The 15,816-nt window shown below is 71.0% G+C and carries 15 protein-coding genes; 11 read left to right on the top strand and 4 right to left on the bottom strand.

From position 1 onward, the window contains the following. The first annotated feature begins 190 nt into the window (after positions 1-190). The 5 genes from serS (at position 191) to AB0M63_RS13945 (ending at position 5,725) form a co-directional block, all read left to right on the top strand. Complete coding sequence (serS, locus tag AB0M63_RS13965; RefSeq protein WP_366019540.1) at positions 191-1,468, top strand: serine--tRNA ligase; 1,278 nt, start codon at positions 191-193, stop codon at positions 1,466-1,468. A 170-nt stretch (positions 1,469-1,638) separates the two neighbouring features. Next, the gene (locus AB0M63_RS13960; protein ID WP_366019539.1) at positions 1,639-2,352 is read left to right on the top strand and encodes an LPXTG cell wall anchor domain-containing protein; all 714 of its coding nucleotides are present in this window, start codon (positions 1,639-1,641) and stop codon (positions 2,350-2,352) included. A gap of 30 nt (positions 2,353-2,382) precedes the next feature. Beyond that, entirely contained in the window at positions 2,383-3,240 is an 858-nt protein-coding gene (locus tag AB0M63_RS13955) for a hypothetical protein (protein ID WP_366019538.1), read from the top strand. Then, positions 3,237-4,388, top strand: coding sequence for a hypothetical protein (locus tag AB0M63_RS13950; RefSeq protein WP_366019537.1), 1,152 nt, complete (start codon positions 3,237-3,239; stop codon positions 4,386-4,388). Before AB0M63_RS13955 ends, AB0M63_RS13950 begins: the two co-directional genes overlap by 4 nt. Next, the gene (locus AB0M63_RS13945; protein ID WP_366019536.1) at positions 4,385-5,725 is read left to right on the top strand and encodes a hypothetical protein; all 1,341 of its coding nucleotides are present in this window, start codon (positions 4,385-4,387) and stop codon (positions 5,723-5,725) included. The genes AB0M63_RS13950 and AB0M63_RS13945 overlap by 4 nt, the downstream gene beginning before the upstream one ends. Before the next feature lie 472 nt (positions 5,726-6,197). Here AB0M63_RS13945 and AB0M63_RS13940 read toward each other — a convergent pair whose 3' ends face one another. After that, positions 6,198-7,694 (bottom strand): oligopeptide:H+ symporter, encoded by a 1,497-nt coding sequence (locus AB0M63_RS13940; protein WP_366019535.1) that lies wholly within the window; start codon positions 7,692-7,694, stop codon positions 6,198-6,200. 483 nt (positions 7,695-8,177) lie between these two features. Between AB0M63_RS13940 and AB0M63_RS13935 the strand changes: the two genes are divergently transcribed. Together AB0M63_RS13935 and AB0M63_RS13930 are read left to right on the top strand one after the other, a co-directional pair. Then, a complete protein-coding gene (locus AB0M63_RS13935; RefSeq protein ID WP_174447603.1) occupies positions 8,178-8,855 on the top strand; it encodes a response regulator transcription factor in 678 nt (225 codons plus the stop codon). Positions 8,856-8,861: 6 nt separating this feature from the next. Beyond that, entirely contained in the window at positions 8,862-10,139 is a 1,278-nt protein-coding gene (locus AB0M63_RS13930) for an ATP-binding protein (protein ID WP_355908540.1), read from the top strand. A gap of 21 nt (positions 10,140-10,160) precedes the next feature. Here the strand turns inward: AB0M63_RS13930 and AB0M63_RS13925 are convergent, their stop codons facing one another. Further along, positions 10,161-10,679: a GtrA family protein gene (locus AB0M63_RS13925; protein WP_355908543.1), complete on the bottom strand. Its 519-nt coding sequence runs from the start codon at positions 10,677-10,679 to the stop codon at positions 10,161-10,163. Positions 10,680-10,854: 175 nt separating this feature from the next. Between AB0M63_RS13925 and AB0M63_RS13920 the strand changes: the two genes are divergently transcribed. The 4 genes from AB0M63_RS13920 (at position 10,855) to AB0M63_RS13905 (ending at position 15,011) form a co-directional block, all read left to right on the top strand. Then, on the top strand, positions 10,855-11,994 hold the full coding sequence (locus AB0M63_RS13920; protein WP_355908546.1) for a 5-(carboxyamino)imidazole ribonucleotide synthase: 1,140 nt from the start codon (positions 10,855-10,857) through the stop codon (positions 11,992-11,994). After that, positions 11,991-12,536: a 5-(carboxyamino)imidazole ribonucleotide mutase gene (purE, locus tag AB0M63_RS13915; RefSeq protein WP_366019533.1), complete on the top strand. Its 546-nt coding sequence runs from the start codon at positions 11,991-11,993 to the stop codon at positions 12,534-12,536. Before AB0M63_RS13920 ends, purE begins: the two co-directional genes overlap by 4 nt. Positions 12,537-12,541: 5 nt before the next feature. Next, positions 12,542-13,720, top strand: a complete 1,179-nt coding sequence (locus tag AB0M63_RS13910) for a dipeptidase (RefSeq protein WP_366019532.1) — start codon at positions 12,542-12,544, stop codon at positions 13,718-13,720. A 148-nt stretch (positions 13,721-13,868) separates the two neighbouring features. Then, positions 13,869-15,011 (top strand): dipeptidase, encoded by a 1,143-nt coding sequence (locus tag AB0M63_RS13905; protein WP_366019531.1) that lies wholly within the window; start codon positions 13,869-13,871, stop codon positions 15,009-15,011. Positions 15,012-15,020: 9 nt separating this feature from the next. Here AB0M63_RS13905 and AB0M63_RS13900 read toward each other — a convergent pair whose 3' ends face one another. Then, positions 15,021-15,404, bottom strand: a complete 384-nt coding sequence (locus AB0M63_RS13900) for a VOC family protein (RefSeq protein ID WP_366019530.1) — start codon at positions 15,402-15,404, stop codon at positions 15,021-15,023. Between the two features lie 19 nt (positions 15,405-15,423). After that, positions 15,424-15,789 (bottom strand): VOC family protein, encoded by a 366-nt coding sequence (locus AB0M63_RS13895; RefSeq protein ID WP_366019529.1) that lies wholly within the window; start codon positions 15,787-15,789, stop codon positions 15,424-15,426. Between the last annotated feature and the right edge of the window lie 27 nt (positions 15,790-15,816).

Raw genomic sequence — 15,816 nt, 5'->3', positions numbered from 1 at the left:
GGAACGGCCTGTCGTACGGACGGGTCCCATGCCCCGCCGGCCGGCCCCCGTCATCGGGCTCGAACGAGACCGTTCCGCTGACGTGGGGCGGTGAAGGCGTGGTGGCACCGCGAGCACCCTCTCGCCCACGCCCCGAGGGATCACCCCCGGGGCGATCAGGTGCCCCGGCCGACCGGACGGAGCACACGCCATGCTCGACGTCACCCTCATCCGACAGCAGCCCGAGCGGGTCCGCGAGGCGCTGCGCAAGCGCGCCGTGGACGCCGACCTGCCGGCGTTCCTGGCGCTGGACACCCGATTCCGCGAGGCCCGTACCGTCGTGGAGCGGCTGCGCGGCGAGCGCAGGCGGATCTCGGCCGAGATCGCCCTACGGCGGCGGGCGGGTACCGCTGCCGACGACGACCTCCGGGCCACCGCCACCGCCCTCGCCGACCAGGTCACGGAGGCCGAGGCCGAACTCGCCCAACTGGCCGGCGAACACCAGCGGTTCCTCGACGCCCTCCCCAACCTCCCCGACGACGACGTGGTCGCGGGCGGCAAGGAGCACAACGAGGTCGTACGGGTCGTCGGTACCCCGCAGCCCGGCTTCACGGGCCGGGATCATGTCCAACTCGCCCAGGATCTCGGGCTCGTGGACCACCGGCGCGGCACCGCCCTCGCCGGCAACGGGCACTGGATCTACCGGGGCGACGGGGCCGCGCTGGAATGGGCCCTGCTCAACCACTTCCTGGACAGCCACCGCCGGGCGGGCTACGAGTTCGTGCTGCCGCCGCATCTGCTCACCTATGAAGCCGGGTACACGGCGGGCCAGTTCCCGAAGTTCGCCGACGAGGTGTTCGTGGTGGAGGCGGGTGAGGACGGGCGCCCGGAGCGGTTCCTGCTGCCCACCGCCGAGACCGCGCTGGTCAACCTGCACAGGGGCGAGACCCTCGACGAGCGCGAGCTGCCGCTCAAGTACGTGGCGTACACGCCCTGTTACCGCAAGGAGAGCGGCAGCCACCGCACCGCCGACCGTGGCACCCTGCGCGGCCACCAGTTCAACAAGGTCGAGCTGTTCCAGTTCGCCCGGCCCGAGGACTCGGACGCCGCCCAGTTCGAACTCCTCGCCCGTGCCGAGGAGTTGGTCGCGGGGCTGGGGCTGCACTACCGGGTCACCAAGCTGGCCGCCGGTGACATCAGCCCCGCCCAGGCCAAGACGTACGACGTGGAGGTCTGGCTGCCCAGCCTCGGCGCGTACACGGAGGTCAGCTCGGTGTCGAACGCCCGCGAGTACCAGGCCCGGCGCGGCGGCATCCGCTACCGCCCGGAGGGCGGCGGCAAGGCGGCCTACGTCCACACGCTCAACGCCTCGGGCCTCGCCACCAGCCGCCTCCTGCCCGCGATCCTCGAACAGCACCAACGCCCGGACGGCACGGTCATGGTGCCCGAGGCGCTGCGCCGCTGGGGTGTCCCCGACCTGCTCGGCTGACGCCCACCTCGGGTTACCTCCGGTCACCCCGTCCACCCGACCCTCTCCTCGCGCACGCCGGATCGTCACAACTCCGGCGTGCGCCTTGTCTTCCCTCCTCACGACCCCGGGCGTACCTTGACGGCCGATCTGATGTGCCGTCAGGAATGGCGGTCGGGAATGAGGGGACCGTGTCGTACCAGAAACGAACCGCAGCGCTCGCGTCCGTCGCGGCCCTGGCCGGCTCGGCGGTATTCATGGCCGCCCCCGCAGCCCGGGCCGACGTGGTCGACGTCAACTACAAGTGCCAGACGCCGATCGGCGTCAAGACCGCCGTCTCGCCGATCGACATCAAGGGCGTCAAGAGCGGCAGCGGCTACAAGCTCACCATGTCCTGGCAGAAGGGCGTTTCTTCCAGCCCCGTCGAACTCGGCAAGGGCGCGATGAGCCCGAGCGCCACCATCAAGGTGGGCGGCGCCGACAGCGGCACGGTCTCGGTGTCGGGCCCCGCGAACCAGGCCGCGATCCCCGCCAACACCCCCATCAAGATCAACGACTTGACGGGCACCTACACCCCCAAGGCCAGCGGCAAGGTCACCTTCACGGCGGCCATCCTCACCATCAAGGCCCTCGGTACGACGACGACGTGCACGCCGACCAACAGCCCGGGCCCGTCCCTCACGTTGGACGTCACGGCGGCGAGCGGATCGTCCGGCGGCTCCACCGGTTCCAGTGGTGACACCGGCACCGGCACGGGTACGGACTCCAGCGGCACGCTCCCGAAGACCGGCCCCGACGACTCGGTCATCGCCCTCGGCACCCTCGGCGGCACGGTGCTGCTCGCGGGCGCCGCGGGCACCCTGTGGCTGACCCGCCGCAACCAGACGGCCCGCGCCCGCCGTTGACAGCCCCGTAGCACCGCCGTGGAGCCGCCCATGCCGTCGACCGCCCGCGTCCTGTGTCTGTCCCTCCTCGCCCTCCTGGCGGCCACGCCGACCGCGACGGCCGCCGAGGGATGGTCCCTCACGCCCGCGGGCGGCGGACGCCCGACGTTCTACGCCGAGGGCGAGCCCGGCACGACCCTCCAGGACACGGTGTCCGTGACCAACCCCACCGGACACCCGGTCACCGTACGGCTGCGCGGTACCGGCATCCCGATCACCTTCGCCGACACGGGAGTTCGGGTCCCGGCCCGCACCCGCGCCGACGTCCCGTTCACGGCGACCGTCCCGGCGACCGCGCCCCCCGGCGACCGCACCGGCACACTCGTGGCCCGCGACACCGAGGGCCGGGAGGCGACCGTACGGCTCCGACTCCGCGTCGGCGGACCGAAGTTGGAGGCGTTGACCGTCGAGCACATCGCCGTCCACGGCGACCGCATCACCTACGAACTGGTCAACCGCGGCACCACACCCCTCACGCCGAGCCTCGCCGTCCACGCCACCGGCGTCCTCGGCGGCACCCTCCTCGACCGCACCGCGCGCACCCTCCCCGTCCGACTCCCGCCCGGCCGGCGCCTGAAGCTCACCGAGCCCTGGCCCGGCCGGCCCGCCTTCGACGCGGTCGAGGTCCGTCTGACGGTCACGGCGACGGGCGGCGCACACGACACGGCGAGCACGTCGGCACGGTTCGTGCCGTGGGGTGCGGTGGCGGGAGCGGGCGGTGCGCTGGCGGCCGGGGGCGCACTGCTTCTCGTACGACTGCGAGGTCGTCGGCGTCGAGCGGGTGACGAGGGCAGCGCGATGGCCGAACACCCGTGTACGGAAGCCGAGTTGACGGGAGCGGTGTCGTGAGCGGTGTCGGGAGCGGCAAGGTGCGGATTTCGGCGCTGGTGGCGGTGCTCGCGTTGTTGCTGTTGCCGTTGGCGGGGGCGGTGCCCGCCGTGGCGGCGGGCGGGCCGACGGTGAAGCTCTCCAAGTCCCAGGCCGGGACCGGGGGTTCGACCACGGTGTCCGGCAGCGGCTGGCGGCCGCGCGCCCTGCTGATGATGCTGATCTGCGGACGGGCCACGCCCGCGCGCGGGGTGATCGGCGGGACCAACTCCTGTGCCAACGCGGACGGTCGGGCCGTCACGACCGACGCCAAGGGCGTCTTCAGCAAGAAGCTGCCGGTGGCCGAGCCGCCGGTGCCGTGCCCGTGCGTGGTGCATGTGGCGACCGTGACGGGGGCGAGCGCGGACGCGGACGCGGTGTTCCAGGTGGCCGGACACGCGGTCGAACCGCTGCCCGCGGAGTCGTCCGCCGGACGCCTGTCGGTCCTGTCCGACACCCGGCTGGACGGTTCGAGCGGGCTGCTGACCTGGTTCGGGGCGCCACCGTCCCGCACGCTCGTCTTCACCGTCGGCAACGCCGGTTCGTCCCCCGTCAAGAACCCCGTGTTCCAAGTCGGCACCTCTCACGGGGTGTTCGCACCGCAGTGGGACGACCAGCAGTTCAGCGGCACGATCGCGCCCGGCGGAAAGGCGGAGATCAAACTCCCGGTCGAACTGTCCGCCGGGGCGCACGGCGACTACACCGTCTCGATGAAGTACGGCGGCCGGGTGCTCGCCGAACAGCCGTGGGGCGTCGGCCGCCCCTGGGGCGTGACCCTGTTCTGGATCCTGGTCTGCGTGGTCGTACCGGCGGCGGTGTTCCGCGTCGGGATGGCCGTGGTGGACCGGATACGGCCGCGCAGGGCGGGCCGCAGCACGGGCCCGGCCCGGCACCGGAGCATCCGCATGCCCGAACAACTCACCCTGCGCATGCCGAAGTTCGGCTCGACGGCCGACCGGGAAGCGGCCCCCGCGACTTCGACCCTGCCGTGGTTCACCCCGGACTCCGATCCGGGCACGGCCGGTCGGCTCTCCGCACCGCACGACGACAGCCCGACGAGCCAGGCGAGTTCGACGACTCCCACGAGTCCGTCGAGCCCAACGGCTCCCACCAGAAAGGGACTTACGTGAGCAAGCGAAGGAGAGTCATACCGGCCGGTGGAGGCGGTGTACGGAGAGCGGGCGCGGCGACGTTCGCGCTGGTCCTCGGCGGCGCCGGCCTCGCGCTCGGCCTGACCGCCGGGACCGCGCAGGCCGCCGAGGTGTCCTACGCCACCCACTGCGTGCCACCCGCGGGCATCGACCCGGTCGACGGCACCACGAAGGTCGAGATCACCGCGCCCGCCACGGCGAAGGTCGGCGACACGGTCGACGTGGTCTGGAAGTTCACCCAGGCCGCGTCCAAGAACCCGGACATCATCGATCTGCCCGCCAACTCGGTTCAGCCGTCAGGGACGTTGAAGGCGGGCGGTGCGCAGACCGCCGACATCGCGATGGTCGGCCCGCGCGAGAACCCGGCGATCCCCAAGGGCGGCGCGATGACGCTGTCCGACATGAAGGGCACGCTGAAGCTGACGACGCCGGGGTCGGTGACGCTGACTCCGGACGGCTACAAGGTCAACGCGTTCTCGACCGACACCGTGTGCACTCCGACGCAGACAGTGCAGCCGTCGGCGACGATCGAGGTGACGGCGGGGGACGGCGGTTCGTCGAGTACGTCGCCCAGCGCGTCACCCACCACGTCGGACTCGGCGTCCGCATCGGCGTCGGAGTCCAGCACCCCGAGCGACTCGCCGTCCGCATCCGCGTCCGCGTCCGCGAGCGACGGCACCGGAACCGGCCAGACGGACTTCACCGGCAAGGAGGTCTCGGTCCCCTACGCGTGCAAGACGCCGATCGGTGACAAGAGCGCGACCTCGCCCGTGCAGATCAACGCCAAGAAGGACGGCGGGAGTTACGACCTCACCGTGCAGTTCAACGGCTCGGTGATGGACAGCCCCGCCGACATCCCGGCGAACTCCGTCAGCCCGTCGATGGAGGTGGTCCTCGGCGGCGCCGACAAGGGCACGGTCCACGTGGAGGGCCCGACGAACTCGTCCGCGATCAAGTCCGGTGACCCGATAGAGATCCCGGACCTGACGGGCACGTACAAGCCGGGCGCGAGCGGCACATCGACGCTGGCTCCGGGCGTCCTGACGGTCAAGGCCCTCGGCACGACGACGACGTGCACCCCGACCAAGTCCCTGGTCTCCCTGACCCTGGACACCACGGAACAGGCGAGCGGCGCGTCCGGCGGCTCGTCGTCCACATCCGGCGGCGACACGTCGTCGTCCACGTCCGGCGGCCTTGCGGAAACAGGCTCCGACAGCCACGGCGGCCTGAAGGCCCTGGGCCTGGTCTCCGGCACGGCGATCCTGCTGGGCGTGGCGGTGTTCACGTTCATGCCGGGACGGAGGCGCCTGAGGTAGACCGGGTTGGGCCGGGTCGGCGCGGCTTGCCGATGTCCACAGCCCACACCCCCGTACCGTCGTGGACACTGGGCCCACTCCAGTCCGGCTGCCACCGTCTGCTCGACCGTGGCGCCGGCCGCGAAGTCGAGTGGCAGGGACTCCAGACCCGGTGACGCGCCGACATGCGCTGTCGCACCCGGGAATCGGAGGCTCGCGGCCACCAGGCACAGCGCCGGAATGTGTGCACGCCGGTCGGGCTCGGCGACCTCGACGACGGCAAGGCCGGACAAGAGCCGGTGGCCCCGGCACAGAGCGAGAGCACGCCATCCTGCGCGCGCTCCTCCTCGGTCGGGGTCGCGGCGACGACACGTTCGACGTAGGCGCGCGTGCTCATGCCGCTGAATACCGAAGGGTGCGGGAAAACCCGAAAGGCCGCCGCACCCTCATGGGTACGGCGGCCCTTCGACGCTTCAGCCAGGCCGGCCAGGGCTCAGTGCACGTCCCCCATGAGCTCCCGCACCCGCTTCCGGTACATCCAGACCGCCGCCCCCGCCAGCACCGCGAGCACCGCCTGCAACGCGACGATGCCCGTCTTGTTGAGGTCGACTCCGGCGATGGAGAGGAGGCCCGTCGTGGCGTCGCCCGCGGTCACCGCGAGGAACCAGACGCCCATCATCTGGGAGGCGTACTTGGCCGGGGCCATCTTCGTGGTGACGGACAGCCCGACCGGGGAGAGGGTCAACTCGCCCACCGTCTGGACGAAGTAGATCGCCACCAGCCACATCGCCGCCGCCTTGTGACCGCCGTCGGCGATGGCGAGCGGAGCCAGGAAGAGGAAGAAGGACGCGCCGATCAGGATCAGGCCCATCGCGAACTTCGTCGCGGTGCTCGGCTCCTTGCCGCGGCGGGCCATGGCCAGCCAGGCCCAGGCGAAGACCGGGGCGAGGGCCATGATGAGGACCGGGTTGACCGACTGGTACCAGGAGACCGGGAAGTCCCAGCCGAAGACGCTGTTCTTCGCCGAGGAGTCGGCGAACAGGGACACCGTCGAGCCACCCTGGTCGTAGATCATCCAGAACACGGCCGCTGCGACGAAGAACCATATGTACGCGCTCATCTTCGACTGTTCGGCGCGGTCGAGGGTCTTGTCGCGCTTGATGCGGGCGATGACCAGCACCGGGATCAGCAGACCGGCGACGGTGATCGGGACCAGCAGCCAGTTGAGGGTGTAGTGGCCGGAGAAGCCGACGATCGCGTAGAACACGACGGCGACGGCCGCCCACAGCGCGGACTTGCGCAGCGTGGCCGCCTTCTCCTCGGCGGACAGCGGCGTGGGGACGACGTCCGAGCGGGAGCTGAGGTGACGCGTGCCGAGCAGGTACTGGGCGAGACCGATGGCCATGCCGACCGCGGCGAGCGCGAAGCCGAGGTGCCAGTCGACGTTCTCGCCGACCGTGCCGATGACCAGCGGCGCGGCGAACGCGCCGACGTTGATGCCGATGTAGAAGAGGGTGAAGCCACCGTCGCGGCGCGGGTCGTCCGGGCCCTCGTAGAGGTGCCCGACCATCGTCGAGATGTTGGCCTTGAGGAGACCCGAGCCGATCGCCACCAGGCCCAGGCCCGCGAAGAACGTGCCCGCGGTGGGCAGCGCCAGCGTCAGGTGGCCGAGCATGATGATCACGCCCGCGACCGCGACCGTCTTACGGGGGCCGAGGACACGGTCCGCGAACCAGCCGCCGGGCAGCGCGAGCAGGTACACGAGCGACAGGTACACCGAGTAGATCGCGGTCGCGGTGGCCGCACTCAGGTGGAGGCCGCCCGGGGCGACCAGGTACAGCGGGAGCAGAGCCCTCATGCCGTAGTAGGAGAAACGCTCCCACATCTCGGTCATGAAGAGTGTGGCCAGTCCGCGGGGGTGGCCGAAGAAGGTCTTCTCGGAACCGGGGGTGCCCGGAGTCACCGAGTCCTTCGTCAGGCTGGACGCCATGGTTGTTCCTTGCTGGTCGGGACGCGCTGCGTGAGCGGATGCGCGCCCGGTGGGGGCGGCCGGCACCGGCGGGATCGGTACGTCCTTCCCCACGCCTTCGGGGAGTCCGCCCCGGGTCACGGGGCGGTGGACGGCGACCGCCGGGGTTCACGCCGGGCCATTCCTTCAGGGGCTGGCAGCGGCCAGCCCGCACACAAAAGAGACCCTCAGTGTCAAATGCCCACTAAAGGTCCCCGGTGTTGCTACAGACGTTCACGTCACCATACGGCAGGACACCACCGGATATGGAAGAGATTGAGATATGGATCACAGGGAATGATGGAACCGTAGTCGCCTTTTCTAAGGCGAATATCAGGATCGCACCCCAAAGTCACAGGTTCGCGCCAAGATCTCCACCTCGGTGCACCCGGCTTGCCCCAGGGTAAGAAATCATCGGTGACGATCACACCTCTGACGCTGTCCGAGGCGGACTACCATCACCTCATGACCCGTGTACTGCTCGCCGAGGACGACGCGTCCATCTCGGAGCCGCTGGCCCGCGCTTTGCGACGGGAAGGTTACGAGGTCGAGGTGCGCGAGGACGGACCGACAGCGCTCGACGCCGGCATCCAGGGCGGCATCGACCTGTGTGTCCTGGACCTGGGCCTGCCCGGCATGGACGGCCTGGAAGTGGCCCGCCGACTGCGTGCCGAGGGCCACACCGTCCCGATCCTCATCCTGACCGCGCGCGCCGACGAGGTGGACACCGTCGTCGGCCTCGACGCGGGCGCCGACGACTACGTCACCAAGCCCTTCCGGCTCGCCGAACTGCTCGCCCGCGTCCGGGCCCTGCTGCGGCGCGGCGCCGCCGAGCCCGCGCAGCCGCCCGCCACACACGGCGTCCGGATCGACGTCGAGTCGCACCGCGCGTGGATGGGCGACGAGGAACTCCAGCTCACCGCCAAGGAGTTCGACCTGCTGCGGGTGCTGGTGCGGGACGCCGGACGGGTCGTCACCCGCGACCAGTTGATGCGCGAGGTCTGGGACACCACCTGGTGGTCGTCGACCAAGACCCTCGACATGCACATCTCCTGGCTGCGCAAGAAGCTCGGCGACGACGCGGCCAACCCTCGGTACATCGCTACCGTGCGCGGTGTGGGCTTCCGCTTCGAGAAGAGCTAACACCCCGTGCGTCGTCGGCTCATCCAGTCCACGCTCGCCGTGGTGCTCGTGGTCATCGCCGTGTTCGGTGTGTCCCTCGTCATCGTCGAGACGCGCACGATCAGCAACAGCGCCCAGGAACGCGTGGACTCCGAGGCGCTGCGGCTGGCCAGCATCGTGGACAGCCGCATCAGCGGCGCGGAGATCGTCGACGCGGAGGTGCTGCACACCCAGGTCACCGAGGACCGCTACGCCATCATCCGCATCCCCGGCGACCCGGTGATCGAGGTCGGCACCAAGTCGACGGGCGACGTCATCCGCTCCACCGCCAAGGGCGAGCAGGGCGAGATCGTCACCGTGGAGGAGCCGCGCTCGACCGTCACCCGCGAGGTCGGGCGGACCCTGCTGATCATCGGCGCCGTGGCGCTGCTCGCCGTGGTGGCCGCCGTACTGCTCGCGGTACGGCAGGCCAACCGGCTCGCCTCGCCGCTGACCGACCTCGCGGAGACCGCCGAGCGGCTCGGCTCCGGCGACCCGCGCCCCCGCCACAAGCGGTACAGCGTCCCGGAGCTGGACCGGGTCGCCGACGTCCTGGACTCCTCCGCCGAGCGCATCGCCCGCATGCTCACCGCCGAGCGCAGGCTCGCCGCCGACGCCTCGCACCAACTGCGGACACCCCTGACCGCGCTGTCCATGCGCCTTGAGGAAATCACCCTCACGGATGACCCGGACACGGTGAAGGAGGAGGCGACGATCGCGCTGACGCAGGTCGAGCGGCTCACCGACGTCGTGGAGCGGCTGCTGACGAACGCGCGTGACCCCCGTACCGGCTCCGCCGTCTCCTTCGACCTCGACGAGGTCATCCAGCAGCAGCTCGCCGAGTGGCGGCCCGCCTACCGCAGCGCCGGCCGCGCCATCGTCAGCTCGGGCAAGCGGCATCTCCAGGCCGTCGGCACCCCGGGCGCGGTCGCCCAGGTGCTGGCCGCGCTGATCGAGAACTCCCTGATGCACGGCGGCGGCACCGTCGCCCTGCGCACCCGTGTCACCGGCAACCAGTCCGTCGTAGAGGTCACGGACGAAGGGCCGGGTGTGCCCACCGACCTCGGCGCCCGGATCTTCGAGCGCACCATCAGCGGGCGCAACTCCACGGGGATCGGCCTGGCGGTCGCGCGTGACCTCGCGGAGGCCGACGGCGGCCGGCTGGAGATGCTGCAGGCACAGCCGCCGGTGTTCGGCCTGTTCCTGTCCCGTACGCCGCCTGCGAAGCGGCCGCCGGTGGACGAGGACGAGCCCACGGTCCGCTGAGCCCGGTGAAAAAGGTGCCGGTCAGCTCACGTGCTGCTTGGGGCGCGGCTGCGGCTTCGGCTGCGGGGCCAGGACGGCCTCCGGGGCAACGGCCAGTTCTACGGCCTCCTCGACCGGCAGGGCCTTGAAGACCCAGGTGCGGTACGACCAGAAGCGGAACAGCGTCGCGATGCCCATGCCGAGCACCTTGAAGACGTTGCGCTGCAGCGAGCTGTCCCAGCCGAGGCCGTAGATCGCGGCGAACAGGACGCCGTTCTCGATCACCAGGCCGACCAGGCTGAACACCAGGAACAGGGTGAGTTCCTTGGTGCGGGCGCTCTTGTCGCGGTCACGGTAGGCGAAGTACCGGAAGCCGACGTAGTTGCACGCGATGGCGACGATGGTGGCGATCACGTTGGCGCGCACGGCCTGCAGGCTGGTCAGATGCCACAGCAGGTTGGAGACCGCGAAGTTCACCACGGTGCCGACCACGCCCACCGCGCCGAACTTGGCGATCTCGCCCGCGAGCCGTTTGAAAGGCCCTTCGGAACCACGTTCCATGGGTGTGCAGGCCCCTGTCATCTAGGACGTCATCACGGATAAGTCGACCCAGCCATGCTAACCACCGCTTTCCCCCGCCGCCCATGAAGCCGCTCACAGGTTGGGAAGAGACCCGGAATAGAACGGTAAGAGGTACGGAAATCAGGCGCCTCGGCGTGACCGATACCCTGGGGGAGTGACGTTCCCGGTAGTCGGCATGGTCGGCGGGGGGCAGCTCGCTCGTATGACACACGAGGCGGGCATCCCGCTCGGCATCAGATTCAAGCTCCTCAGTGACACCCCTCAGGATTCCGCGGCGCAGGTCGTCGGCGATGTCGTCATCGGCGACTACCGCGACCTCGACACGCTGCGTGACTTCGCGCGGGGCTGCGATGTGATCACCTTCGATCACGAACACGTACCCACCGAGCATCTACGGGCCCTGGAGGCGGACGGCATCCCCGTGCGCCCCGGCCCGGACGCGCTGGTGCACGCCCAGGACAAGGGCGTGATGCGCGCGAAGCTCGACGGGATCGGCGTGCCGTGCCCGAGGCACCGCATCGTGACCGACCCGGCGGACGTGGTCGCGTTCGCGGCGGAGGGCGACGGCTTCCCGGTCGTCCTCAAGACGGTCCGCGGCGGCTACGACGGCAAGGGCGTGTGGGTAGTCGAGTCGGCGGAGGAGGCAGCAGACCCCTTCCGGGCCGGTGTCCCGGTGCTCGCGGAGGAGAAGGTCGACTTCGTCCGGGAGCTGGCGGCGAACGTCGTCCGCTCCCCGCACGGCCAGGCCGTCGCCTACCCGGTCGTCGAGTCCCAGCAGGTGAACGGCGTCTGCGACACGGTGATCGCCCCCGCCCCCGACCTGGACGAGGCCCTCGCCCTCCAGGCCGAGGAGATGGCACTGCGTATCGCCAAGGAACTCGGCGTCGTCGGCCACCTCGCTGTCGAGCTGTTCCAGACCCGCGACGGCCGCATCCTCGTCAACGAACTCGCCATGCGCCCCCACAACTCCGGCCACTGGACCCAGGACGGCGCGATCACCAGCCAGTTCGCCAACCACCTCCGCGCGGTCCTCGACCTCCCGCTGGGCGACCCCCGGGCCCGCGCCCCCTGGACCGTCATGTGCAACGTCCTGGGCGGCGACTACCCGGACATGTACTCCGCGTACCTGCACTGCATGGCCCGCGACCCCCAACTGAAGATCCACATGTATGGCAAGGACGTGAAACCCGGCCGCAAGGTGGGCCACGTCAACACCTACGGCACCGACCTGGCCGACGTCCTGGACCGGGCTCGCCACGCGGCCGGCTATCTGAGAGGCACGATCACCGAATGAGCTCCGCCACAGGACCCGTCGCCGGACCGGTCGTAGGAATCGTCATGGGGTCGGACTCCGACTGGCCCGTCATGGAGGCCGCCGCGCAGGCGCTCGACGAGTTCGAGATCCGGTACGAGGTCGATGTCGTCTCCGCGCACCGGATGCCGCGCGAGATGATCACCTACGGCGAGCAGGCCGACGGCCGCGGGCTCAAGGTGATCATCGCGGGGGCCGGGGGCGCCGCTCACCTCCCCGGCATGCTCGCCTCGGTCACGCCCCTCCCCGTCATCGGCGTTCCCGTGCCCCTGAAGTACCTGGACGGCATGGACTCCCTCCTCTCCATCGTGCAGATGCCGGCCGGTGTCCCCGTCGCCACCGTCTCGGTCGCCGGCGCGCGCAACGCGGGGCTGCTCGCGGCCCGCGTCCTGGCCACGCACGACGAGGAACTCCGGGCCCGTATGCGGGAGTTCCAGCGCGAGCTGAACGACCAGGCCACGGAGAAGGGCAGGCGGCTGCGCGCCAAGACCGAAGGCGCCACCGGCTTCGGCTTCGGGAAGTGACCCCGATGACCTCTCTGGAGCAAGCCCGGGACCTGCTCCGCGAGTTCCCGGTCGTCGACGGTCACAACGACCTGCCGTGGGCGCTGCGCGAGCAGGTCCGCTACGACCTCGACGCCCGCGACATCGCCGTCCACCAGAACGCCCATCTGCACACCGACATCCCGCGCCTGCGCGAGGGCGGCGTCGGCGCGCAGTACTGGTCGGTGTACGTCCGCTCGGACCTGCCCGACCCGGTGCCGACGACGCTCGAACAGATCGACTGCGTACGGCAGTTGCTGGCCCGCTACCCGCAGGACCTGGCGCCCGCGCGGACGGCGGCGGACATGGAGTCGGCGCGCGCGGAGGGCCGTATCGCCTCCCTCATGGGCGCGGAGGGCGGGCACTCGATCGCGGGCTCCCTCGGCACGCTGCGGCAGTTGTACGCCCTCGGCGTCCGCTACATGACGCTCACCCACAACGACAACGTGGCGTGGGCGGACTCGGCGACGGACGAACCGGGGGTCGGCGGACTGTCGGCGTTCGGCCGTGAGGTCGTGCGGGAGATGAACCGCGAGGGCATGCTCGTCGACCTCTCGCACGTGGCGGCGACGACGATGCGCGACGCGCTCGACACGTCGACGGCCCCGGTGATCTTCTCGCACTCCTCGTCCCGGGCAGTGTGCGACCACCCCCGCAACATCCCCGACGACGTGCTGGAACGCCTCCCCGCCAACGGCGGCATGGCGATGGTGACGTTCGTGCCGAAGTTCGTGCTCCAGGCGGCCGTGGACTGGACGGCCGCGGCCGACGAGAACATGCGCGCGCACGGTCTGCACCACCTCGACACCACCACCGAGGCGATGAAGGTGCACCGCGCCTTCGAGGAACTCAACCCGCGCCCGGTCGCCACCGTCGCCACGGTCGCCGACCACCTCGACCACATGCGCGAGGCCGCGGGCGTCGACCACCTCGGCATCGGCGGCGACTACGACGGCACGGCCTTCACCCCCGACGGCCTGAACGACGTCTCCGGCTACCCGAACCTGATCGCCGAACTGCTGGACCGCGGCTGGTCCAAGTCCGATCTGTCCAAGGTGACTTGGGGGAACGCGGTGCGGGTGCTGGGCGCGGCGGAGGACGTGGCGCGGGAGCTTCGGGTGACGCGGGGGCCGTCGAACGCGACGATCGAGTCGCTGGACGGCTGACGGGACGGTGGATCCGGGGCGGGGCGGTCGGTGCGACCGGCGCGCGAGCGCTGCCCCGCCCCGTACCCCGAACGCCCCGCCCACCAGGAAGCCCCCTCGTCGGCGTGCGACGGTGACCGTACTGCCGTAACGACGTACGGAGCCCGCCATGGCCGACCTCCAGGACCACCCGCACGCGACGACCGAGGTCGGCGAGCTCGACGACTTGGTCCATGAGCCCTTTCCCGCCGGGCCCTTCCCGCCGGACACCGCGGAACCGTACGACCCCGTCTCCGACCCGGCCGCGGCCCCGCTGGAGCGCGCCCACGCCATCCTCGCCGCGCACCCGGTCGCCGACGGCTACAGCGGGCTGCCGTGGGCGTTGCGCCACCTGCCGTGGTTCGACCTGGAGCTGGGGGAGAATTCCGTGGACACCGATGTGCCTCGGCTGCGTGAGGGCCATGTCGGCGCGCTGTTCTGGTCCCTGCACCTGCCCGAGGGGCTCGCCGGGGACCGGGCGGTCGGCGCCACCCTGGAGCAGCTCGACCTGGTGAACACGGTGGTCCGTGCCCACCCCGAGGGCCTGCGCCTGGCGTACACCGCGGGCCAGACCACCGACGTGCGCAACTGCGGCCGTATCGCCGTGCTGCTCGGCCCCGCCGGAGCCCCGGCGCTCGGCGACTCGCTGGGCATCCTGCGCTCCCTGCACGCGCTGGGTCTACGGGTCCTCACGCTGTCGGGGGTGTCCTGGGCGAGCGAGGCCGGGCTGACCCGGTTCGGGGAGGAGGTCGTCCGCGAGATGAACCGGCTCGGTGTGCTCGCCGACCTCTCCGGCGCCTCCGAGGAGACGATCCGCCGTGCCCTCGCGGCCTCGAAGGCACCGGTCCTGTTCACCCGTTCCGCCGCCCGCACCCTGCGCCCGCACCCGGCCAACCTCTCCGACGCGCTCCTCGCCGCGGTCGGCGCCGCCAGGGGTCTGTGCATGGTGCCGCTCACCGCCGAGCAGACCGGCCCGTCCGTCCGGGACGTCGCCGACCACCTCGACCATGTGCGCAAGCTCGCGGGCCCGGAGTGCGTCGCCCTGTCCGGTACGTACGACGCCGGCACCGCCCACCCGCGGGAACTCGCCGACGCCTCCTGCTACCCGAGCCTCTTCGCCGAACTCCTCCACCGCGGCTGGCCCGAGCCCGACCTCGCCCTGCTGAGCTGGGGCAACGTCCAACGCGTCCTGCGCAGCGCCGACTTCACGGCCCGCGCCGCCCAGCAGCGCCGCGAGCCGTCGACGGCGAAGATCGCCGAGCTGGACGGTTGACCACCCCGGCTACGGGTGGTCGATCCGGCAGAGGCAGAAGGGATGCCCCGCCGGATCGGCGTACACCCGGAAGTCCTCCTTGTCCTCCCGGTGCAACTCCCGCGCGCCGAGCGCCAGTACCTTCTGTTCGGCCGCCTCGATCTCCTCCCACGTCGACCCGGCGTCGAAGTCGAGGTGGAACTGCTGCGGCCGGTCCGCGCGCGGCCACTGGGGCGGGGTGTACTCCGCCACCCGCTGGAAGGCGATCCGCGGCCCGTCAGGGATGTCGAGTACGACCCACTCGTCGTCGGCGGCGTGGGGCGTGCCGCCCAGGACACCGGCGTAGAACTCGGCCAGCGCGTGCGGGTCCGGGCAGTCGATCACGGTCGAGCGGAAACGTGCGACGGCAGACATGGGGTCCTCCAGGATCGGGTCAGCAGGCGCAGAGACAGAACGGGTGCCCGGCCGGGTCGGCGTACACACGCCAGGTACGGGCGCGGTCTTCGGTGTCCAGCGGTCGCGCGCCCAGCGCCAGGATGCCCTTCTCGGCCGCGTCCAGGTCCTCGACGGTCAGGTCGAGATGGAACTGCTGCGAGTCGCCGGGCGCCGGCCACTTCGGCGGTACGTGTCCCGGGGCCTTCTGGAAGCCGAGCGACTGTCCGCCGGGGATGTTCAGGTCCGCCCAGTCGCCCTCGCCCTCCTCTTCCACCGCGCCGCCCAGGATCTCGGCGTAGAAGGCGGCGAGCGCGCGCGGGTCGGGGCAGTCCAGGACGACCTGGCCCAGCTTGGCGATGGCCATGACGAACTCCTCGCTGTTACCTATAGG

Source organism: Streptomyces sp. NPDC051576, from assembly GCF_040681835.1.
GTDB lineage: Bacteria > Actinomycetota > Actinomycetes > Streptomycetales > Streptomycetaceae > Streptomyces.
Note: the sequence above shows the minus strand (reverse complement) of the source record. Positions and strands in the feature narration are given on the sequence as shown.